Raw genomic sequence first — 21349 nt, forward strand, 5'->3', positions numbered from 1 at the left:
TCCTGCTCGCGCGCTTTTCCAAGCCCGCCGGCGAGCGCGCTGCCGACATCCGCCGCGATGTTCTGGCGGCCGAGCGGCTGGGCTCGGCCCGTGAGGGCGCGCATGGCTGAGCTATCGACGCAGGCCCAGGGCTCGGCTTCCATCACCGCGTCGAAATGGCAGGCTTGGTCTGGGTAGGCCCAAGCCCTTTCCCTCCTGGCAAAGCTCTGGTCGCGTATGTCCCACGCGATCCCCGACAGCCCCGCGCTCCACCGAGCGCTTTTGGGGTCTGTCGGCTTGTGCTGTGGCGCGTGGCATTGACGGACCCGATCCGAAGGAGTCCGTCGTGACACTGCCCGCCTCCCCCGCCCCGTTCTCATCACCCTCGCCAATGGCGTTCAGGGATCCGCCACCGTCCGCGCCGCGCTCCGCCACGGCTTTCCGGTTCGCGCCCTCGTGCGTCCTCCCGCTATGGCTGAGCCCCTGCGGCGGTTGAAGGCCGAGTTTCCACCAATCCAACCCGCATTGAGGATTGGGCGCGGCGGCACCGCGCCCGGTTCGAGCCGAGCGCTATTTCAGCGTCTTCATCTTGTCCGTGACGGCGCTGGTCCAGGCACCCTCTGGCTTCTTCGTGATGACAGGATCGGAGCCGCCGCCCATCAGGACGGCGACCGTGTTCTCGGCGGCCTTCACGTCGAGCGTGCCGTCCGATCCGCCGACGAGCTTGTTGACCTCGGAGACCATGCGCTTTTGATGGCTTTCGGTCTGGGCTCCGGTCGAGTCGTTGTCGAGCACGATCTCGGCCGCCTCGTCCGGATGCTCGGCCGCATAGGCCCAGCCCTTCATCGAGGCCTTCACGAAACGGGCAAGCTTGTCGACCATGGCGGGGTCGGCGAGCTTGGCCTCCGTCGTGTAGAGACCGTCCTCCAGCGTCGCGACGCCCTGGTCCTCGTATTTGAAGACGGTGAGCTGGTCGGCGGGAATGCCGGCGTCGATGACCTGCCAATATTCGTTATAGGTCATGGTCGAGATGCAGTCGGCCTGCTTCTGGATCAGCGGATCGACGTTGAAGCCCTGCTTGACCACGGTGACACCATCCGGCCCGCCCTGCGTCGAGAGCTTGAGCTTCGACATCCAGGACAGGAACGGATATTCGTTGCCCGAGAACCAGACGCCGAGCGTCTTGCCCTTGAAGTCGGCCGGCGCGGCGATGCCTGTGTCCTTGCGGCAAGTCAGTTCCATGCCCGACGCCTTGAAGGGCTGCGCGATGTTGACGAGCGGCAGGCCCTTTTCGCGCGCGGCCAGCGCGGCTGGCATCCAGTCCACGATCACATCCGCGCCGCCGCCGGCGATCACCTGCTCGGGCGCAACATCCGGGCCGCCCGGCTTGATCGTCACATCGAGGCCGGCTTCGTCATAAAAGCCCTTTTCCTTGGCGACATAATAGCCGGCGAACTGGCCTTGCGTGACCCATTTGAGCTGAAGCGTCAGCGGATCGGCCGCATGGGCGGCGCTGCTGGCGAGAAGGGCGAAAAGGCCGGCAGACATCAAACGTCGCATTCGCTTCACTCCTTGAAGGGTGGGGTTCAACGGCTCCGCATGGACGGATGCCAGAAGGTGACGAGCCGCTCGGCAACGGCGACGAGCGCATAGAAGCCGGAGCCGGCGAGAGCCGCCACGGCGATTTCGGCCCAGACCATGTCGGTGTTCAGCCGGCCGATTTCGGCGGAGATGCGAAAGCCCATTCCGACGATGGGCGTGCCGAAGAATTCGGCCACGATCGCGCCGATCAGTGCCAGCGTTGAATTGATTTTCAGCGCGTTGAAGATGAAAGGCATGGCGGCAGGAAGCCGAAGTCTCATAAGCGACTGCCCCGGTGAGGCCGCATAGGTGCGCATCAGGTCGCGCTCCATGGCGCCCGCCGCCGAGAGGCCCGCCACCGTGTTCACCAGCATGGGAAAGAAGGTCATAATGACGACCACGGCCGCCTTGGACGGCCAGTCGAAGCCGAACCACATGACCATGATCGGAGCGACGCCGATGATTGGCAGGGCCGACATGAGATTGCCGATCGGCAGAAGGCCACGCCGCAGAAAGGGCGAGCGATCCACTAGCAGAGCAGTGAGAAAGCCGAGCCCGCAGCCAAGGATGTAGCCCGCCAGAACCGCCTTCAGGAAGGTCTGTCGGAAATCCGCCCAGAGGAGCGGCAGGGAATTGCCGAGGCGCGCACCGATGGCCGAAGGCGCGGGCAGAAGGACCACCGGCACGACGAGCCCGCGCACCACGAGTTCCCAGAGGCACAGAAGTGTCAGGCCGAAGACGACCGGCACCAGCGCACCGCCCGCGCGCAGGCCCAGGAAGCGGCCATGCGCCAAAGCCGCCGCAACGCGCCAGGACGCCAGCCAAAAGACAAGCGTCGAGAGCCAGAAGAGAGAGCCGACCGCTCCCAGCGCAAGCAGCTGAAAGGCCAGAACCAGTGCAGCAAGGCCAAGAGCGAGAGCCGCCCAATCGGCCGTATCTGCTTGCGGCGGGCGATGGGACAGGGCAAGGCTCATCGGCGCGCTCCCCCGCTCGCGCGCAAGGTCAGACGTTCGACCAGGCCGATCAGCGCCACCAGAAGCCCGGCCAGAACCGAGGCCGCGACCAGCGCCGACCAGATCTGGATCGTCTGCCCGTAATAGGAGCCGGCCAGAAGCCGCGCGCCGAGCCCGGCCACCGCGCCGGTCGGCAGTTCTCCGACGATAGCGCCGACCAGAGCGGCCGCAACCGCGATCTTCATCGAGGCGAAGAGAAACGGCAGCGAGGCGGGAAGGCGCAGTTTCCAAAGCGTCTGGCCGCGCGAGGCCGCATAGGAGCGCATGAGATCGAGCTGCATCGCATCGGGCGACCGCAGGCCCTTCACCATGCCAACGGTAACCGGGAAGAAGGACAGATAGGTCGAAATGATCGCCTTCGGCAGCAGGCCGGAAATGCCCACAGAATTCAGCACGACGATGATCATGGGCGCGATGGCGAGGATGGGGATCGTCTGCGAAGCGATGATCCAGGGCATCAGGCTGCGGTCGAGCGTGCGCGAATGCAGGATGCCAATGGCCAAGGCGATGCCGAGCACCGAGCCCATGACGAAGCCGATCAGCGTGGAGGACAGCGTGACGCCGGCGTGGAACAGAAGCGAGCGCGGCGAGGACACGCGCGTTTCCACCACGGTCTTCCAGAGATCCATGGCGATCTGGTGAGGCGCGGGCAGGATCGGCCGCTCCGCCGACCATGTGGCGAGGACATGGTTGAGAAAATCCGGGGCGGCCCCGGCCCGGGCGAGCTTATCGCCTTCCGTCTGCCAGTTCATCGGCACGGCCGCTGCGTACCAGATCAGAAGCAACACGGCGACGATCGCGAGAATGGGACCGAATCGCCCTGCCCCGCTCGGCCAGCGACGGCGCGGGTGGGTACTCAGCCCGATGGCAGCGCCGGGTTCGGCAAGGGGTGGTGCGGCGCTCAAGATCGGCGCTCAATCATAGGAGTGCCCCGCCTTCAGCCCCTCGCGGACGCGATGCGCGATTTCCAGAAAGCGCGGCGTTTCGCGGATTTCGAGCGGGCGATCGGGGCCGAGATCGCAATCCACGATGTCGATGATCCGGCCGGGGCGCGGGCTCATCACGACGATGCGCGTCGACAGGAACACCGCTTCGGGAATGGAATGCGTCACGAAGATCACGGTCTTGCGGGTCTTGGCCCAGAGCTTCAGAAGCTCCTCGTTCAGCCGATCGCGCACGATCTCATCCAAGGCCCCGAAGGGCTCATCCATCAAAAGAAGGTCGGGGTCGAAGGACAGAGCGCGGGCGATGGACGCGCGTTGCTGCATACCGCCGGAAAGCTGCCAGGGATATTTCCGCCCGAAGCCCGAAAGCCCGACGAGATCGAGATTGCGGCTGACGCGGTCGGAGCGCTCCGCCTTCGGCAGGCCCATGATCTCCAGCGGGAGCGCGACGTTGCGTTCGATATTGCGCCAGGGATACAGCGCCGCCGCCTGAAACACGTAGCCATAGGCGCGCGCAAGGCGAGCCTCTTCCGGCGACAGACCGTTGACACGGATTGCACCTGATGTCGGCTGTTCGAGATCGGCGATCACGCGCAGAAGCGTGGTCTTGCCGCAGCCGGATGGGCCGATGAAGGAAACGAACTCGCCCCGGTTCACGCTGAGGCCGACATCCTTCAATGCATGGACGGGACCGTCCGCCGTCTCGAAGGTGAGCGTCAGGCCCTCGGCCTCGATCACCTTCGAGCCGTCCGATGTCGATACGCTCAGTGCTGCTCGCAAGGATGCCTCGCTCGGATCGAGCCCCATCCGCATGGTTCAGACGCCCGCCGGAATGCCGGAGCGCTCGACCTTGCGCGGCGCGGTCAGTTCCTTCCAAGTCGAGAGTGCCTTACCCACCGGCGCATTGGCCGGGCGCTCGACGAAGCGCCCTTCGCCCGTGCTGGCCCGAACCTCGCCCTTGGCATAGGCGATCTTGCCGCGAGACAGGGTGACGGCGGGCAGACCCTTCAATTCGAACCCTTCGAAGACATTGTAGTCGATGGCCGATTTCTGCGTCGCGGCGGAAACGGTCTTGGTGGCCGCCGGGTCCCAGACCACGAGATCGGCATCCGCGCCCGGCAGGATCGCGCCCTTTCGCGGATAGATGTTCAGGATCTTGGCGATGTTGGTGGAAGTCGCGGCGACGAATTCGTTCATCGTCAGTCGGCCGGTGTTCACGCCCTTGGTCCAGAGCACGGCGAGGCGATCTTCCAGGCCGCCCGTGCCGTTCGGGATCTTCGTGAAATCTCCCACACCGAAGCGCTTCTGCTCGCTGGTGAAGGCGCAGTGATCGGTCGCCACGACCTGAAGCGAGCCGGATTGAAGGCCGGCCCAGAGTGAATCCTGATGCTTTCGATTGCGAAAGGGCGGGCTCATGACGCGGCGGGCGGCGTAGTCCCAGTCGGGGTTCTGATATTCGCTCTCGTCCAGCGTCAGGTGCTGGATCAAGGGCTCGCCGAAGACGCGCATCCCTTTGGCCCGCGCCCGGCGGATGGCCTCGTGTGCTTCCTCGCAGGAGACATGAACGACATAGAGCGGCACGCCCGCCTGATCGGCAATCATAATCGCGCGGTTGGTGGCTTCGCCTTCCACCTCGGGCGGGCGGGAATAGCCATGCGCTTCCGGCCCATTGTTGCCCTCGCCCAGAAGCTTCTGCTGGAGAAAGGCGACGACATCGCCGTTCTCGGCGTGAACGAGCGGCATGGCTCCGATCTCGGCGCAGCGCGAGAAGGAGGCGAACATCTCGTCGTCGTTCACCATCAAGGCCCCTTTATAGGCCATGAAATGCTTGAACGTGTTGATGCCCTCGGAAACGACCTTCGGCATCTCGGCAAAGACGCGCTCGCCCCACCAGGTGATCGCCATATGAAAGGAATAGTCGGACCGCGCCTTGCCGGCTTTCTGATGCCATTCCTGCAAGGCGTCGATCAGTCCCTGCTCCGGCGCGGGCAGGCAGAAATCCACCACCATGGTCGTGCCGCCGGCCAGCCCCGCCGCCGTGCCCGTATCGAAATCGTCCGAGGAGTGCGTGCCCATGAAGGGCATTTCGAGATGGGTGTGCGGGTCGATGCCACCCGGCATGACGTAAGCACCCGACGCGTCGATCACCTCGTCGCCGGAGAGATCAGGACCGATCGCGGCGATCTGGCCACCTTCCACCAGAATATCGGCCCGGTAGGTCAGATCGGCGGTGACGATGGTGCCGCCCTTGATCGCAATGCTCATGTTGAACTCCCCGTCCTGTCCCGCACCGTCAGCCGTCAGGCGACGACGCCCGCCGTTTCCACCACCGCGCCCAGCAGCACGTCCGCGCCGCGCTTGGCCCATTCCGGCGTGATGGCTTCGGCTTCGTTGTGGCTGAGCCCCCCCTCGCAGGGGCAGAAGATCATGGAGGTCGGCGCCACGCGGTTGATCCAGCAGGCGTCATGACCCGCACCCGACACGATGTCGCGATGGCTGTATCCCAGCCGCTCGGCCGCCGCGCGCACGGCGGCGACGCAGGCGGGATCGAAGGTGACGGGATCGAAATGCCCGACCTCTTCGACGGATGCCTCCAGCGAGAGGTCGGAGGCGATCTCAGTGATGCCGGCTTCAATCTCGGCGCGCATGGTATCCAGTACGGCCTTGTCGGGCGAGCGAATGTCGATCGTGAAGGTGACACGGCCGGCGATGATGTTGCGCGAGTTCGGATAGACATCGATATGCCCGATGGCTCCGACCGCGTCGGGCTGGCGCGCCATCGCCACGCGATGCACGAGCTCCGTCACGCGGGCGAGCCCGAGGCCGGCGTTGCGGCGCTTGGGCATGGGCGTCGAGCCCGTATGGCTTTCGCGCCCGGTGAGCGTCACCTCCAGCCAGTAGAGCCCCTGCCCGTGCGTGACGACACCGATGTCGATGCCTTCGTCCTCCAGGATCGGCCCTTGCTCGATATGGAGTTCGAACAGCGCATGGATCGGGCGCTGGCCGACCGGCTCCGCGCCCTCCCAGCCGATCCGCTTCAGCTCGTCGCCGAACCGCAGGCCCTTGGCATCCACGCGGCTCTTCGCCCAGGTCTCGTCATGTAAGCCCGCGAAGACGCCGGATGAGAGCATGGCGGGGGCGAAGCGCGTCCCTTCCTCGTTGGTCCAGTTGACGATGACGATGGGCCGCCGCGTGCGGATGCCGAGATCGTCCAGGCTGCGCACGACTTCGAGCGCGCCGAGCACACCCAGAACGCCGTCATATTTTCCGCCCGTCGGCTGCGTGTCGAGATGCGAGCCCATATAGACCGGATCGAGGTCGGGCTCCGCGCCCTCGCGCCGAAAGAACATATTGCCCATCGTATCGACGGCCATGGTCAGGCCTGCGGCCTCCGCCCAGCGGCGAAAAAGATGGCGGCCCTCGCTGTCGGCATCCGTCAAAGTCTGGCGGTTGTTGCCGCCCGCGATCCCAGGTCCGACCCTCGCCATGTCCTCCAACGCCTGCCAGAGACGGTCGCCATTGGTTTGGAGATTGGAAAGAAGGCTCATTCGGATCACGTCCATGCAGGCTGAAGACTAGCATCCAGAGGCCAGGGCGCTGCGCGCGCCACACCTCGTTCGCCGCCCAACCAAGAGGCGACGGTCGACCCCGACAAGCGGGTGAAGAAGGGATCGGGTGCGGTGCGCTCGTGGTTTCGCCCCCCGTTCGGTGAACGGTTTTACCGCTTGCGCCCCCTCGCCCTGTTCATTGACTCTATGGTCAAAACAGAGGCTAGAAGCTCCGCAGAAGACGGTCAAGGTCGATTTGCATGAATCCGATGCAGGTGATTGCAGCGCAAAAACTTGAGGCAGCTGCAGCATGAAAACCGAAGCGGCGTCCAGTGGCGAGACCGGAGCGCGAGCGCAGACGCGCATCCAAGCGGCCAACCGTGAAACCATACTCCAGGCAGCGCTGCCGATCTTTGCGGCCTATGGCTTTCGCGGCTCGACGATCGATCAGATCGCGCAGCGTGCGGGCATGTCGAAGCCGAACCTTCTTTATTACTTCCGCCGGAAGGAGGATATCTACGAGGCCGTGCTTCAGCGCACGCTGACGCAGTGGCTTTCTCCGTTGCGCACACTGGAGCGCGACGGTGACCCGGAAACGGAGCTCCGAGCCTATATCGAGGACAAGCTGCGCATGTCGTTCGAGCAGCCGGAAGCTTCGCGTCTCTTCGCCAATGAAATCCTCAACGGCGCGCCGGTTCTTCGCGCCTTTCTCCAGACCGAGCTACGGGTGTTGGTGGAGGCAAAGGCGGCCGTGATCCGCCATTGGATCGATACCGGTCGGCTTGCGCCCGTCGATCCCGTCCATCTCATTTTCGTCATATGGGCGACGACGCAGCACTATGCGGATTTCGCGGTGCAGATCGACGCGGTGCTGGGCGATCGGTCGAAATCGCCGGACTTTCTCGCCGAGACGACACAGGCGGTCCTCGGCATCATCCTGGGCGGCGTCAGACATTCTGCGGACGCTGCGAGCGAGCGAGTCATCGCCAAGGCGCCGTAGGGGCGATCAGACGCTGCGAAGCATGGGTATGACGTTCACCTCTCTGCCGAAACGGCCCTGCTGGAAGCCTTCCTTGATGTCGACCAGCATCTTGGGCAGATCGCCCGCGGGTCGGGGGCGCGAGAAGAGATAGCCCTGCATCTCGTCGCAGCCCTCCTCCTGCAGCACCCGCATCTGCTCCGCCGTTTCCACGCCTTCGGCGATGACGGCGAGCTTCATCGAGGCGCCAAGGCCCAGCACCGCGCGCACGATCGCCATGTTCTCCTTGCGGTCGAGATCGCGCACGAAGGACTGGTCGATCTTGATCTTGTCGAAGGGGAACCGGCTGAGATAGCCGAGCGAGGAATAGCCAGTCCCGAAATCGTCCATTGACATGGCCACGCCCAGCCCACGCAGGGCGTTCAGCACCGTGAGAACCCGGTCGCCGTCCGAGAGGAACAGCGATTCGGTGACTTCGAGCTGAAGGCGCTTGGGGTCGAGCCGGGTCTCGGCCAGCGCTTGGCGCACGTCGGCCACGATGTCCCCGCCCTCGAACTGGCGCGGCGACAGGTTGATGGACAGGGTCAACCCTTCCGGCCAGTGAGCCGCCTGCCGACAGGCATCGCGCAGGACGAAAAGTCCGAGCGGCACGATCAGACCGGTTTCTTCCATGATCGGAATGAACACGCCGGGCGACACGCGGCCGCGTGTCGGGGAGTTCCAGCGCACCAGCGCCTCGAAGCCCGAGACGCAACCGCGCTTCACGTCGACAAAGGGCTGGAAGTGCAGTTCGAACTCGCCGCGCGCCAGCGCTTCGCGCAGATCGCGTTCGATGTCCTGGCGGTTCTGATGCTCTTTCTGAATTTCGGGCGCGTAGACGCAGAAGGGGTCGGACGCGCTCTTCTTGGCGGTCGCAAGGGCGATTTCGCAGTCGCGCATGACGGTCTGGACATCGAGCCCGCTGCCGGGCTGGAGGTCCGGCACCACGCCGACTGCGATCCGCACCGCCAGAGGACGGCCGACGATCGTGACAGGGCGACGCGCGAAGTCCTGCACGATGACCCGGCCGAACCGTTCGGGCGCCTGCACGGCATTCTCGCTTCTCACGATCAGGCCGAATTCGTCACCCGCCAAGCGCGCCACGCGCCCGCCGGGGCCTGCTATCGCGCTCAGCCGCTCGCCGACCGCGCGTAGAAGCTCGTCGCCCGCCGTCAGACCCAGCGTCGTGTTGACGGTCTTGAACGCCACCACGTCCACCACCACGACGAAGAACGGGGTCTCGCCTACTTTCAAGGCGTTTTCCAGATCGTGATGGAAAGCATCCCGGTTCAACAGGCCAGTCAGGGAATCCTGCGACGAGATCCGCTCCAGCTCGCGCTGCGCGGTGTCCTGGTTCGTGAGTTCGTTGAAGACGGCGATGACGCCGTTATCGATCGGGTTGGAATGGCACCGCACACGGCATGTCCACCCGTCCGGGAACGTCACCACCTCATCCTGAGCCCGCGCCGCAAGAAGCTGTGTCAGTTGGGTATGGTCGGTCCAGGACGAGATGTGACTGCCGACCGTAAGGCCCGGAAACATCTGAAGGAAGGCCGCGTTCGCGTCGGTCATGCGACCGCCCTCGTCCACGAGGCAGAGCGGTTTTTGCAAGGCGTCGAGAGCTATTCTCAGACGGTTCTGCTGACGTTCCACCGCGGCCTGTATGTGAGCCGCCGAGGTGGACTTCAGAAGCTTCGACGAGCGGTCCTTGGTCTCGATTACGGTTTCCACGAAGCGGATCGCCGCTTCAAGATCAGCCATCATGTCGCTCGTCTGATGGTGGCTCCCGCTATTGGGTGCTCCTCCGACCTGACGAAGAATTGTGGCTGCGCTGCGGATCGGACGCGAGATGCTGCGCGATAGATAAAGGATCAGCAGAAGGCCGATCAACAACCCGCCGGTGCCCCCCGCCATCACAGCCAGATCGATGGTGCGGCGCTCGGACTGCGTGCGCTCATGCATACGAATGAGATCGTCGCGGATCAAATCGATCGCGGCGTCCACCTCGTTCAGAATATTGGCCAGCTCGCGACGGACGAGCCGATGCGTCACGTCGCCTTCGGAGGTGCGCAGACGGTTGATTGAATAGAAGAGCTGATCGAGCTTGTGGCCTTGACCGCCGTTGGGAAGTGCGACCATGGCACCGCGCACCTTGCGCACGATCTCGGTCAGGCTTGTCAGAAGCTCGGCGGCCTCCTCGGTCCTCAACATCGGCAATTCGCTCAGCGAATCGGGCACGGCATTGAACCGCCGCTCCAGATCACCCAGCGAGCGAGCGGCCCCCTCCAGTTGATCGAGGGGATCGATGCCCTGGTGGATCATCGCCGTCGCGATCTCGGCGGCGGATCGATTGCTTTGAATGACCACAAGCCCGGCGAAGCCGGACAGAAGCGCCAGTAGCAAACCGCTGATCAGAAGTTTGGCGTTTATGGACTTCACGAGGCCAACTCATGCTCTTGCGAGCGCTCACCCGTTTCGAGGTTCGCGCCCTGACATCACACTCGACACTCGCATCCGCATCTTATTCTTCCGTTACGAACCGGCCGCGAAGAAACATACTTTCAATGCTATCTTCGCCGCAGGTTCGGGCGGGTCGTTGGGAACAACCCAGCCGAAACACTCGAGCCCGCTCCCCAAGGTTGCAAAGATTTCGGTCAATCATTCAGCAGCATTGGGCAGAACCACGGGCTCCGGCGCGAACTGCAACGCCTCCTTGCGCATCGGGTTGTTGGGATGCACGGTCCAGTTGGAGTAGGAGTCGGGTATGGATTTGCCCGTGCGCGGGTCGATGCCATGGATCGGCTCCATCGTGATACAGGACTCGACCGGGCAGACATTGACGCACAGGTTGCAGCCGACGCATTCCTCGTCGATCACCTCGAACCGGCGACGACCATTCACCATATTGGTGATCGCCTGATGCGATGTGTCCTCGCAGGCGATATGGCAGCGCCCGCAACTGATACACAGGTCCTGATTGATTCGGGCCTTGGTGACGTAATTGAGGTTGAGATACTGCCAGTCGGTGACGTTGGGCGCGGCGCGGCCGCGGAAGTCCTCGATCGTGCGGTAGCCTTTTTCGTCCATCCAATCCGAGAGACCCGACGTCATCTCCTTCACAACCTTGAATCCGTAGGTCATGGCCGCCGTGCAGACCTGCACCGTGCCGCAGCCGAGCGCGATGAATTCGGCCGCGTCCCGCCAGGTTGTGATACCGCCGATCCCCGACATGGGCAGGCCGCGCGTCTCGCCATCGCGGGCGATCTCGGCCACCATGTTGAGCGCGATCGGTTTCACCGCCGGCCCGCAATAGCCGCCATGGCTGCCCTTGCCGTCGATGGTCGGCGTCGGGGCGAAATTGTCGAGGTCGATCGAGACGATGGAGGAGATCGTGTTGATCAGCGACACCGCGTCGGCACCGCCGCGGCGGGCGGCGCGCGCGGGATAGCGGATGTCGGTGATATTGGGCGTCAGCTTGACGATCACCGGCAGGCGCGAATGCGTCTTGCACCAGGCGGCGACCATTTCAATATATTCGGGCACCTGACCAACGGCCGAGCCCATGCCGCGCTCCGACATGCCGTGCGGGCAGCCGAAGTTCAACTCGACACCGTCGCAGCCCGTTTCTTCGACACGCGCCAGAATGGACTGCCAGCTCTTCTCCTCGCATGGCACCATGAGCGAGACGATCATCGCCCGGTCCGGCCAGTTGCGCTTGACCCGCGCGATCTCCTCCAGATTGAGCTCCAGCGAGCGGTCGGTGATCAGCTCGATATTGTTGAGGCCGAGAAGCCGGCGGTCCGGCCCGTGGATTGCGCCATAGCGCGGGCCGTTGACGTTGACGACCGGATCGCCCTCTCCCAGCGTCTTCCAGACGACGCCGCCCCAGCCCGCTTCGAACGCGCGCTGGACATTGTATTCCTTGTCGGTCGGCGGGGCCGAGGCCAGCCAAAACGGGTTGGGCGAGGATATCCCGATGAAGCTCGTCGACAGGTCTGCCATGATCGTGTCTCCAAATCGTCCGGTCTTCGGGATCAGCGCGCGGCGAGCGCCAAGTCGGCTGTAGTATCGTCGCGAACCGACGCGGCAGCCGACAGCATCCTATGAATCGACAACGCAGCCTGTTTGCCGTCCTCCACCGCCACGACCGTCAGATCGCTCCCGTCGGACACGCAGTCACCGCCAGCCCAGACTCCGGGCAGGCTTGTGCGTCGCTCGGCATCGACCCGGATGCGGCCTCGCTCCATCGACAAGCCGGTGCCCTCACCCGTCCCGCTGGGCAGAAACTGCTGTCCGATCGCCTTGAACACCTGATCGGCTTCGATCGTCACGATCTCGCCGGTCAGCTCCAGTTGGCCCTCCACGCTGCGCGTGCGCTCCAACTCGATGCCGCGCACATGACCGTTCTCGGCCAGAATCCGCCGGGGCGTCAGATGACAGCGAATATGGACGCCGCGCGTCTGCGCGATCTCCTGCTCGTAGCGCGACGCGTTCATCTCCTCGCGTCCGCGTCGATAAGCCAGCGTCACCTCTTCCGCGCCCAGAGCCTTGGCCTGCACGGCAGCGTCGATCGCCGTCATGCCGCCGCCGATCACCACCACCCGCCGCCCGACCGGGAGCTCGGACAGATTCGTGGTCTGACGTAGCTCCGCGATCCAAGCCACCGCGTCGTGCGAGCCGGAACTGGCTTCCCCTTCCGCGCCCAGCGCGTTGACCCCGGCAAGGCCGAGCCCCAGAAACACCGCGTCGAACTGCGCGCGCAGATCGACCAGATGCAGGTCGCGCCCGAGCGCCTGATCGTTGACGAGCGTGATGCCGCCGATCTCCATGATGAACTCCACCTCGGCCTGCGCGAAACCATTCGTCGCCTTGTAGGCCGCGATGCCATATTCGTTGAGGCCGCCAGGCTTGGGCCGAGCGTCGTAGAGCGTGACGCTATGGCCGAGCATCGCGAGGCGATGGGCACAGGACAGGCCCGCCGGTCCGGCCCCGACCACGGCGACGCTGTGCCCCGTCGGTGCCGCGCGCTGGAAGGGATGGCGACCGGCCTCGATCAGATGGTCCGTGGCGAAGCGCTGAAGCAGGCCGATCTTGACCGGCTTGCCCTCGGCCGCCTCGCGCACGCAGGCTTCCTCGCAGAGCGTCTCGGTCGGGCAGACGCGGGCGCACATGCCGCCCAGAATATTGGCCTCGAAGATCGTCTTGGCCGCGCCGACCGGGTTGCCCGCCTGAATTTCGCGAATGAAAAGCGGCACGTCGATCGAGGTCGGGCAGGCTCGCATACAGGGCGCATCATAGCAGAAGTAGCAGCGGTCGGCCTCGACAAGCGCCTCATGCGCCTCCAGCGGCGGATGAATGTCGGAAAAGCCTCGGGCGAGATTCTCAGTCGCCAGTCGGCCGGCGGCGATGTCGGGTGGGCTCATGCGGATTTCGGACATGGGAAACCCTTCGGGCAAGGGCTTCGGCGCGTCGCGACCATGGCTTGCGAGGCGCGCCTCAGCGGTTTGCTGGCATCACGGCCGAGCCCCGCGAAAGTTTGGGAACACCGAGTTTCGAACCGTTCCAAATCAGAATGCTTCGAAGATTCGTGTCCGTCAAAAGTTTTTATCGTTTGGTCAAAAGAAAGATGAGTTTGCCTTCTGCAGCGGCAAACCAGCGCCAATTCATGGGCAGGGGATAGGAGTTTGTCCTCATTTTTGCGCAATCTCGTCCCATGGGCTTGCTCCCATCGTGAGGCGGGGTAAATCCCCTTCGCTCCGGCGCTGCCGGAGATGCGAGACCATCGGGATTCGACTGATGACCATCGAGGCCAAGGCCGACCGCATTTCCTCTCGCGCATGGCGCAAATATGTGCCCGCCCTTTTGGGCCTCGCCATCACGATCGCCGCCTTCGCGGCTCTCGGCAGCATGGTCCACACGCTGACGCTGGGCGAAGTCCGGCGCGCCATCCAGGCGGTCTCGGGCTTCGATCTGGTTCTCGCCCTCCTGTTCACGGTCGTCTCCTTTGCCGCCGTGTCGCTCTATGACGTGGTGGCGGTGGAGACGATCGCGCCCGGCAAGGTCTCCAAGCCGGTGGCCGCGACGGTGGGCGCGGCGGGCTATGCCATTTCGAACGCGCTCGGCTTTCCGCTGCTGACGGGCGGCGCGCTGCGCTACCACGTCTACAAGTCCGGCGGCATCGAGCTGGCGGATATCGGGCGGATCGTCGGCACGTCCTGGTTCGCCCTCTGGTTCGCGCTCGCCATCATGCTGGGCGTGGCCTTGATCGTAGACCCGTCCGGCGTCCCCGTGTTCCGAGAAGCCGGCCCGGTGGCGGACATGGCGATCGGGGTCGTGCTCGTCGCGCTGGTCGCCGGCTTCGTGGTCTGGCTGGCGGGCGGGGAGCGCACGGCGCGCCTAGGCAAGTTCTCCCTCCCCCTGCCCTCGCACAAGGGCGCGATCGTCCAGCTCATCGCCGGCATCGTGGATGTGGGCGCGGCAGCGGCCGTTCTCTATGTGCTGATGCCGCCGGGCACGGCGGATTCCTTCATTCTCTTCGCGCTCGTGTTTTCCGTCGCGGTCGTGGTCGGCGTCGCATCCAGCGCGCCAGGCGGCCTTGGCGCCTTCGAGGCGACGATCATCGTCAGCCTCGGCCTGTCGCAGCGCGCCGATGTGGTGGCCGCGCTCCTTGTCTATCGCCTGATCTACACCGTTCTGCCGCTTCTCGTCACGGTGGTGGGTCTGCTCGTGGTCGAGGGCGTGCGCCGCCGTCGCAAGCTGCATGGCCCGATGAAGGAGCTGGCTCGCGCACTGGAGCCAATGGTTCCGCCGGCGACGGCCGTTCTGGCCTTCAGCGGTGGTCTGGTCCTGCTTCTCTCCGGGGCGACGCCCGGCAAGGCCTATCGCCTCGATCTTCTCAACGACTACCTGCCCTTGTCCTTCATCGAGATGTCGCATCTGGCAGCGAGCTTCGTCGGCGTCGCGCTTCTGATCGTCTCGCGCGGACTCGCCAAGCGCCTCTGGCGGGCTTGGGTCGTCGCTTTCGCGCTTCTGATCGCCGGTGCTCTCTTCTCGATCTCGAAGGGTTTGGACTGGGAAGAGGCCATCGTCCTCTCGCTGCTTGCCGGGCTGCTGATCGGCTTCCGCCACGCCTTCTATCGGCGCTCGATGCGCGGGCTCTTCGCCATCACCTGGAGCTGGCTGGCAGCTGTTTCGGCCACCGTCATCGCCTCGGTCTGGCTCGGCTTCTTCGCCTATCGCCATGTCGAATACGCCAACACGATGTGGTGGGACTTCGCCTTATCGGCCAATGCGCCGCGCTTCCTGCGCGCGACGGTCGTCGCCTTCGCGGTGATCGCCTTTGTCGGGCTCGATGTCGCCATCCATCGCCGGACCGACCGGGTCCAGCGACGCAGCCGCATTCCCGACGAGGTGTTTCCCATCGTCGAGGCCTCGCCCGAGACCAATGCGGCGCTGGCGCTTCTGGGTGACAAGCGGTTCCTGTTCTCGCCCGATAAGCGCGGCTTCGTCATGTATGCGCGCTCGGGCGGAAGCCTCGTCGCCTTGGGCGAACCGGTCGGTCCGCCCGATGTCGTGCATGATCTCGCCTGGGCCTTCCGCGACTTTGCGGATTCCCACGCCGAGCGCACGGTCTTTTACGAAGTGCCGCCGCAAAGCCTGCCCATGTATCTCGACATGGGGCTGGTGGCGCTCAAGCTCGGCGAGGTCGCGCGCGTGGATCTCGGCACCTTCACCATCGAAGGCCCCAAGAAACAGGATCTTCGCACCGCCATCCGGCGCGCCGAGCGCGAGGGCCTCGTCTTCTCCGTGATTTCGCGCGATGAGGTCGTGGCCCATATGGACGAGCTCCGAGCGGTGTCGGACGCTTGGCTCGCGATGAAGTCGGGAACCGAGAAAGGCTTCTCCCTCGGCTATTTCGACCGTGCCTATCTTGCGCATTTCGACATGGCGGTCCTGAAGAAGGACGGGGCGATCGTCGCCTTCGCCAATATCTGGCGAGGGGCGAACAAGGAGGAAATCTCGATCGACCTCATGCGCTTCCTGCCGAATGTCTCCAAGGTCATCATGGACGCGCTGTTCGGGCGGCTGATGCTTCATGCCAAGGACGAAGGCTACAAGTGGTTCAATCTCGGAGCCGCCCCCCTCTCCGGTCTCGTGGACCGGCGCGGCGCCTCGCGCTGGAACCGCTTCGGCTCCTTCCTGTACCGGCGGGGCGGATCGTTCTATCGATTTGACGGGCTGAAATCCTTCAAGCAGAAATTCGGTCCTGTCTGGACCCCCCACTATCTCGTCTGCCCCGGCGGCTTCGACACAGCGAAGGTGCTGGTGGACGTGACAACCCTGATCTCCGGCCGACCCAAGCAGGACCCATGAAGCGAGCCCCCCTTCTTCTTGCCGCTTTCCTCGCGCCCGTCCTCATCGGCGGCGTGGCGGCATCGATCCTCATTCCCCGTGTGAAAAGCACCAACGCGGCAGCCCTTCCCGCCGCGATCGTCTCCTACGGAAATATGGACAATGTCGATGTCTTCCAGCCCGAAGGCGAGCCCGTGGGCCTTTCCATCCTCCTGTCGGACGAAGGCGGGCTGACGCGCGAGGACCGGGACCTCACCGCGCGGCTGGTGAACAAAGGCGAGATCGTGCTGCCTGTCGACATCACGCGCTGGCGCGCGGGGCTCGAAGCGCAGATCGATAAGGGCGACGACTGTATCTATCTCGGCTCGGACATCGAGGGCATCGCGAAGGAAGCCCTGCGCGCGCTCGATCTCCAGACCTACTTCCACCCCGTCGTGATCGGGCGGGGCGTCGGCGGCACGCTCGCCTACGCGGCCGTCGCCGACACGCCGCCGGCGACCATGGCTGGCGGCGTCGCGCTGGACGCCGCCCCCTCCGCGCGCTCCAAACTGCCGATCTGCAAGGGCGCGATCCCCACTTCGGTCGGCAAGGGCGGCTACGCCTATGATCGTGACGCCGATCTCATCCAACCCTTCGTGTTCATTTCGCCGGACGGCCACTCCTCGGACCTTTCACCCGCTGCCCCTTACCGGGCGGCGAACATCGTCGCCAAGGACCCAGCTTTGGCCATGGACGCCGTGGCGCAGGCTGCGGTGAACATTTCCCAGGCCGACAATTCCGCCCTCCCCATCATCATCTCCAAGCCGGAGGGCGAGCCCACAGCCATCGCGCTTTTCGTGTCGGGCGATGGCGGCTGGCGTGACCTCGACAAGACGATCGGCGATTGGCTGACCGAGCACGGTGTCGAAGTGATCGGCGTCGATGCGCTGCGCTATTTCTGGTCGGAGAAGACGCCGGAGCAGATGGCGACCGATATCGAGACCATTCTCGGCAAGGCCAATCCCAAGGCAGGCGTGCCGGTCGCGCTTCTGGGCTATTCCTTCGGGGCGGACACCCTTCCCTTCGCCTATCCGAAATTGCCGCAGATCTGGGCCGACCGGATCGACCTTCTCGGCCTGCTCGCCCCGTCGCAGCACACCGGCTTCCAGATTTCGGTCGGCGGCTGGCTCGGCATGGCGACGGGCGACCAGGACGTGGTGAAGGCTCTGGAAGCGGTTCCCATCTCCAAGATCCTCTGCATCTACGGCACCGAGGACGAAGCCGATACGGCCTGCCTCGCACCGGCCTTGGCAGATGCGGCGAAGGTGGCGATCGAGGGTGGCCACCATTTCGACGGGGATTACGAGATGCTGGCGGAGCGCCTGCTCCAGGCGATCCAGCATGGGCCGCAGGCGGCAATCCCCACGCCGCAGCCCGAACCCGAAACGGACGCGGCGCCCAAGCCCTGATCTCTCAAGACCCCGCCCGCAGCGGGGTCTTTTCACATGGCGGGCCTGTTCGTCAGGTCGGAGAGCGCGTTCCACGCAGCGACAGCACGCTGACCAGCAACCAGGAGAGGATCAGGATCGAACCTCCCGTCGGGGCCGCGTTGAAAAACAGGCGGTCTCCGGTCGCAACACGCATGGCGAGATCGCCCGAAAACAAGACGACGCCGATGATCATACCGAAGATCGGCCAAGCGGCCCCGCGCAGCCTCTCGCCACCGAGGCCGAGCGCCAGCAGCGCCGGCGCATGAACGAACGCGATAGCCGCCGCGATGGCGGCAAGACTGGCATCCCCACCGCCATGCGCGGCATAGGCCGCGCCCCCTGTTCCCGCTGCGCCGAACAGGCCGGCGAAGACAACAGCGATACGAAGGCTCAGACGGGTCATGCTGCGACTTTCAGGAGAGGACATGCGCCGTCAGCCATAGCACGCGCCCGGCCCTCGAAATCTTAGAGCCACTGCGCAAAAACATCGGGCACCCTAGGGCCGATGGTTTCCGCGTTCGGGCTCGTCGGTCCAGGTCGCGCCTTCCTGATCGCGCGCATGCGCGGTGGGCGGGCTGGCCAAATCCTCTTCCATCTCGTCCAGCACCGACCCGGACCACATGCGATAGCCCGCCGAATAGGCGGCCTTCCCCAGAAGATGCGCCGAAATCGGCGCCGTCAGAAAGAAGAAGACGATAGCCGCGATGGCACGCAGAACCTCGGCCGTCTGCACGGACACGATGGCAAGCGCGACCAGAGCCAGCACGGAGCCGACCGTTCCCGCCTTCGAGGCGGCATGGATACGGGTGTAGAAGTCGGGCAGGCGCAGAATGCCGATGGACGCGACCAACGCGAACATCGCGCCCATGACCACGAAAATCCCGGCCAGAATGTTTCCGATGGACGCCATCATGGCACGCTGTCCCCCTCGCCCAGGATTTTGCTGTCGGCTTCGGGCTCCGTGACCGAGGCGACGGGCGAGCGTTCGGTGTCGCCGCGCGCCATGATGAAGCGTGCAAAGGATATGGTCGCAAGGAAGCCGACGAGGCCCAGCGCGATGGCGATATCGACATAGAGCGTAAAGCCCGTGTCGATGCCGATGACCGCGATGAAGCCGATGGACGAGCTGGTGAGAACGTCGAGCCCCAGCACTCGGTCCGGCAGGGTCGGCCCCTTCCAGATGCGGATGACCGTGCAGAGAAACGAGATGCACAGGAAAACCAGCGAGAGGGTGAGCGCAATGTCCAGGAACCGTTCGGAGAATTGGGCGAAACTCATCGGAACGCCTCCAGAATCCGGCGCTCGAATCCTTCCTCGATCTCGCGCCGGCGCGCATCGGGATCGGAGCAATCCAGCGCATGGACGAAGAGCGTCGTTTCATCCTCCGACAGATCGAAGATCAGCGTGCCGGGTGTCAGGCCCACGAGATTGGCGAGCAGCGCGATCTCGAAATCCGTCTCCACTTTATGCCGATAGAGGAACACGCCGGGCCGCACATCGAGCTTGGGCGACAGGACGACATTGGCGACCCGCCACGCCGACACGGCGAGGTCGTAGATCAGGAACAGAACCAGCGCGAGGACCTTGCGGCCGCGCCGGAAATAGCCCTGTGCCCCGATCTGCTCGCGGATCAGGAAGAGCGACCCCGCCCCCAGCAGGAAGCCGAACAGGAGATTGCCAAGGCTGAAGCCGCCAGTGATGACCAGCCAGACCAGCGCCAGGAGAAGATTGGCGACGAAGGGGTTCATCATGGCGTTCCCCCCAGAACGGCGGCGAGATAGGCGCTCGGCTTCAAGATTTCATGCGCGGCCTGGAAGGTCAGCTCGGCCAGCGGCTCCGGCCAGACGCCCACGAAGACCACGAACAGGCAGAGCGCCACGAGAGGGATCAGCGCCATGGGGCGGCCCGGCTGCGGGGCGCGGAACATGTCTTCGGCCGGATGGCTCTCGCCCACATCAGCCCCAGCCGGCAAGGGACGCCAGAAGGCCAGGAGGAACACACGAATACAGGCGATGGTCAGAAGAAGGCCCGAAACGAGAACGGCCGCCGCCAGCCAGGGCAGCTCCGCCGCGATCGACGCACGCACCAGAAGCATTTTCGGCCAGAAGCCCGAGAAGGGCGGAAGGCCGGAGACGCCCAGAAGCAGCATCAGGAACAGCGCCGAAAACAGCGGGTGGCGCTTCCACAACCCGCCCATTTCGTAGAGCGAGGACGAGCCATTGCGGAAGGCGGCGACGCCCGCCGCGAGATAAAGCGCCGTCATCACCACCACCGAATGGAGCGCATAGAAGATCGCGCCCGACAGACCCGTCGCGAGCGGCCCATCGATGGAAATGCCATTGTTGAAGCCCGCTCCCTCGGCGGCTTCGCGCAGCACCCCGGCCGCGCCGGTGGTGATCGCGGTGGTGCGCGCTTCCAGAACGGGCGGGATGGCGAGGCCGGCGAGGATCGTCCCGATACCGACGATCACGGCGTAGTTCAGCATCCGACGGAGATCGGTCTGCGACAGCGCGCCCAGTGCGCCGACCAGCATGGTCAGCGCCGCCATCCAGGCCATGACGAGGCCGAGCCCGCCGCGCTCGGGCGGAAAGAGCATGAGCACGACGCGGATCAGCGCATAAATGCCGACCTTGGTCAGAAGCCCGGCGAAGAGCGCCGACACGACGAAGCGCGGCGTGTGGTAGGAGGCGGGCAGCCAGAAGTTCAGCGGAAAGGCCGCAGCCTTCATCGAGAAGGCGACGAGGAAGAGCGAGGCGATGGTGAGGAGGACGCCATTGCCTTCCAGCGCGGCGGATTTTACCGCGATGTCGGCCATATTGAGCGTGCCGAAGACGCCGTAGAGATAGCCGATGGTGAGCAGGAAGAGCGTCGCGCCGATGAGGTTGAGGAAGCAGTATTTGGTGGCCCCATCCAGCTGCTCGCGCTCGGAGCCGAGGATGAGCAAGCCAAAGGAGCCGATCAGCATCACCTCGAACCAGACATAGAGATTGAAGATGTCGCCGGTGAGAAACGCGCCCGACACCCCGGCCATGACCATGAAAAGGAAGGGATAGAAGCCGTAGCGCCGCCCTTCGGAGTCGATCGAGGCTCCGGCATAGATGCCGCAGGCGAGCCCGGCGAACCCCGACACCGACAGGAATAGGGCGCTGAGAAGATCGGCGGTGAAGGAGATGCCGAACGGCGGCTTCCATCCGCCCATCGCCATGGACATCGGGCCGCCATCGGCAATGCGCACGAGCAGCGCAAGATCGCAGACGAGCAGTAGAACCAAACCGGCGATGGCGACGACGGGATGGCGGTCCATCCGCCGCCGCATCATCAGAAGCCCGGCGCCGAACACGAAGCAGATGAGAACGGGGAGGATCAGGAGATATTGGTCGGGCCGGAAAGCGTCCACGACCATCGCCTCGGCGATATAGTTCGGGGTCTCGTTCATGGGCGCGCC

General features: G+C 64.7%; 17 protein-coding genes. 3 read left to right on the forward strand and 14 right to left on the reverse strand.

Going from position 1 to position 21349, the window contains the following annotated elements; all coding sequences use genetic code 11:
- Positions 1-549: 549 nt before the first annotated feature.
- Genes AUL36_RS07375 through AUL36_RS07400 form a run of 6 tightly spaced genes read right to left on the reverse strand, consistent with a single transcriptional unit; the run spans position 550 to position 7065 of the window.
- Positions 550-1539, reverse strand: coding sequence for an ABC transporter substrate-binding protein (locus AUL36_RS07375; RefSeq protein ID WP_058600275.1), 990 nt, complete (start codon positions 1537-1539; stop codon positions 550-552).
- A gap of 26 nt (positions 1540-1565) precedes the next feature.
- A complete protein-coding gene (locus AUL36_RS07380; RefSeq protein WP_082655695.1) occupies positions 1566-2534 on the reverse strand; it encodes an ABC transporter permease in 969 nt (322 codons plus the stop codon).
- Entirely contained in the window at positions 2531-3433 is a 903-nt protein-coding gene (locus tag AUL36_RS07385) for an ABC transporter permease (protein WP_062219668.1), read from the reverse strand. Before AUL36_RS07385 ends, AUL36_RS07380 begins: the two co-directional genes overlap by 4 nt.
- 54 nt (positions 3434-3487) lie before the next feature.
- A complete protein-coding gene (locus tag AUL36_RS07390) occupies positions 3488-4324 on the reverse strand; it encodes an ABC transporter ATP-binding protein (RefSeq protein WP_082655696.1) in 837 nt (278 codons plus the stop codon).
- 9 nt (positions 4325-4333) lie between these two features.
- Positions 4334-5782, reverse strand: coding sequence for a dihydropyrimidinase (gene hydA, locus AUL36_RS07395; RefSeq protein ID WP_062219392.1), 1449 nt, complete (start codon positions 5780-5782; stop codon positions 4334-4336).
- Positions 5783-5817: 35 nt separating this feature from the next.
- A complete protein-coding gene (locus tag AUL36_RS07400) occupies positions 5818-7065 on the reverse strand; it encodes a Zn-dependent hydrolase (protein WP_062219671.1) in 1248 nt (415 codons plus the stop codon).
- A gap of 310 nt (positions 7066-7375) precedes the next feature.
- Here AUL36_RS07400 and AUL36_RS07405 point away from each other — a divergent pair, with 310 nt between their 5' ends.
- Positions 7376-8065, forward strand: a complete 690-nt coding sequence (locus AUL36_RS07405) for a TetR family transcriptional regulator C-terminal domain-containing protein (protein WP_062219394.1) — start codon at positions 7376-7378, stop codon at positions 8063-8065.
- A 6-nt stretch (positions 8066-8071) separates the two neighbouring features.
- Here the strand turns inward: AUL36_RS07405 and AUL36_RS07410 are convergent, their stop codons facing one another.
- The 3 genes from AUL36_RS07410 to AUL36_RS07420 all read right to left on the reverse strand — a co-directional run bounded on the left by AUL36_RS07410 (position 8072) and on the right by AUL36_RS07420 (position 13521).
- Positions 8072-10522, reverse strand: a complete 2451-nt coding sequence (locus AUL36_RS07410; protein ID WP_062219400.1) for a putative bifunctional diguanylate cyclase/phosphodiesterase — start codon at positions 10520-10522, stop codon at positions 8072-8074.
- Between the two features lie 219 nt (positions 10523-10741).
- Entirely contained in the window at positions 10742-12085 is a 1344-nt protein-coding gene (gene preA / locus AUL36_RS07415; RefSeq protein WP_062219402.1) for an NAD-dependent dihydropyrimidine dehydrogenase subunit PreA, read from the reverse strand.
- 32 nt (positions 12086-12117) lie between these two features.
- Positions 12118-13521, reverse strand: coding sequence for an NAD(P)-dependent oxidoreductase (locus tag AUL36_RS07420; RefSeq protein ID WP_156418303.1), 1404 nt, complete (start codon positions 13519-13521; stop codon positions 12118-12120).
- Between the two features lie 358 nt (positions 13522-13879).
- Between AUL36_RS07420 and mprF the strand changes: the two genes are divergently transcribed.
- Both mprF and AUL36_RS07430 read left to right on the forward strand, forming a co-directional pair.
- On the forward strand, positions 13880-16456 hold the full coding sequence (mprF, locus tag AUL36_RS07425) for a bifunctional lysylphosphatidylglycerol flippase/synthetase MprF (protein ID WP_062219404.1): 2577 nt from the start codon (positions 13880-13882) through the stop codon (positions 16454-16456).
- Positions 16453-17883: a virulence factor family protein gene (locus tag AUL36_RS07430; RefSeq protein ID WP_062219406.1), complete on the forward strand. Its 1431-nt coding sequence runs from the start codon at positions 16453-16455 to the stop codon at positions 17881-17883. The genes mprF and AUL36_RS07430 overlap by 4 nt, the downstream gene beginning before the upstream one ends.
- A 52-nt stretch (positions 17884-17935) precedes the next feature.
- Here the strand turns inward: AUL36_RS07430 and AUL36_RS07435 are convergent, their stop codons facing one another.
- The 5 genes from AUL36_RS07435 to AUL36_RS07455 all read right to left on the reverse strand — a co-directional run bounded on the left by AUL36_RS07435 (position 17936) and on the right by AUL36_RS07455 (position 21340).
- A complete protein-coding gene (locus AUL36_RS07435; protein ID WP_062219409.1) occupies positions 17936-18307 on the reverse strand; it encodes a DUF423 domain-containing protein in 372 nt (123 codons plus the stop codon).
- Positions 18308-18400: 93 nt separating this feature from the next.
- Positions 18401-18817, reverse strand: a complete 417-nt coding sequence (gene mnhG, locus AUL36_RS07440) for a monovalent cation/H(+) antiporter subunit G (RefSeq protein WP_062219411.1) — start codon at positions 18815-18817, stop codon at positions 18401-18403.
- Positions 18814-19182, reverse strand: a complete 369-nt coding sequence (locus AUL36_RS07445; RefSeq protein WP_058600264.1) for a cation:proton antiporter — start codon at positions 19180-19182, stop codon at positions 18814-18816. The genes mnhG and AUL36_RS07445 overlap by 4 nt, the downstream gene beginning before the upstream one ends.
- Positions 19179-19655: a Na+/H+ antiporter subunit E gene (locus tag AUL36_RS07450; protein WP_374700745.1), complete on the reverse strand. Its 477-nt coding sequence runs from the start codon at positions 19653-19655 to the stop codon at positions 19179-19181. The genes AUL36_RS07445 and AUL36_RS07450 overlap by 4 nt, the downstream gene beginning before the upstream one ends.
- Positions 19652-21340, reverse strand: coding sequence for a proton-conducting transporter transmembrane domain-containing protein (locus AUL36_RS07455; RefSeq protein ID WP_062219413.1), 1689 nt, complete (start codon positions 21338-21340; stop codon positions 19652-19654). Before AUL36_RS07455 ends, AUL36_RS07450 begins: the two co-directional genes overlap by 4 nt.
- Positions 21341-21349: the final 9 nt, after the last annotated feature.

This window comes from Aureimonas sp. D3, assembly GCF_001463805.1.
In the GTDB taxonomy this organism is placed as follows: Bacteria; Pseudomonadota; Alphaproteobacteria; order Rhizobiales; family Rhizobiaceae; genus Aureimonas; species Aureimonas ureilytica_A.

Coding starts and splice junctions, on each gene's coding strand:
- preA (WP_062219402.1), bottom strand. CDS start 12,085: ATGGCAGACCTGTCGACGAGCTTCATCGGGATATCCTCGCCCAACCCG.
- mprF (WP_062219404.1), top strand. CDS start 13,880: ATGACCATCGAGGCCAAGGCCGACCGCATTTCCTCTCGCGCATGGCGC.
- AUL36_RS07435 (WP_062219409.1), bottom strand. CDS start 18,307: ATGACCCGTCTGAGCCTTCGTATCGCTGTTGTCTTCGCCGGCCTGTTC.
- AUL36_RS07405 (WP_062219394.1), top strand. CDS start 7,376: ATGAAAACCGAAGCGGCGTCCAGTGGCGAGACCGGAGCGCGAGCGCAG.
- hydA (WP_062219392.1), bottom strand. CDS start 5,782: ATGAGCATTGCGATCAAGGGCGGCACCATCGTCACCGCCGATCTGACC.
- AUL36_RS07380 (WP_082655695.1), bottom strand. CDS start 2,534: ATGAGCCTTGCCCTGTCCCATCGCCCGCCGCAAGCAGATACGGCCGAT.
- AUL36_RS07445 (WP_058600264.1), bottom strand. CDS start 19,182: ATGAGTTTCGCCCAATTCTCCGAACGGTTCCTGGACATTGCGCTCACC.
- AUL36_RS07430 (WP_062219406.1), top strand. CDS start 16,453: ATGAAGCGAGCCCCCCTTCTTCTTGCCGCTTTCCTCGCGCCCGTCCTC.
- AUL36_RS07375 (WP_058600275.1), bottom strand. CDS start 1,539: ATGCGACGTTTGATGTCTGCCGGCCTTTTCGCCCTTCTCGCCAGCAGC.
- AUL36_RS07450 (WP_374700745.1), bottom strand. CDS start 19,655: ATGATGAACCCCTTCGTCGCCAATCTTCTCCTGGCGCTGGTCTGGCTG.
- AUL36_RS07400 (WP_062219671.1), bottom strand. CDS start 7,065: ATGAGCCTTCTTTCCAATCTCCAAACCAATGGCGACCGTCTCTGGCAG.
- AUL36_RS07455 (WP_062219413.1), bottom strand. CDS start 21,340: ATGAACGAGACCCCGAACTATATCGCCGAGGCGATGGTCGTGGACGCT.
- AUL36_RS07420 (WP_156418303.1), bottom strand. CDS start 13,521: ATGTCCGAAATCCGCATGAGCCCACCCGACATCGCCGCCGGCCGACTG.
- mnhG (WP_062219411.1), bottom strand. CDS start 18,817: ATGATGGCGTCCATCGGAAACATTCTGGCCGGGATTTTCGTGGTCATG.
- AUL36_RS07390 (WP_082655696.1), bottom strand. CDS start 4,324: ATGGGGCTCGATCCGAGCGAGGCATCCTTGCGAGCAGCACTGAGCGTA.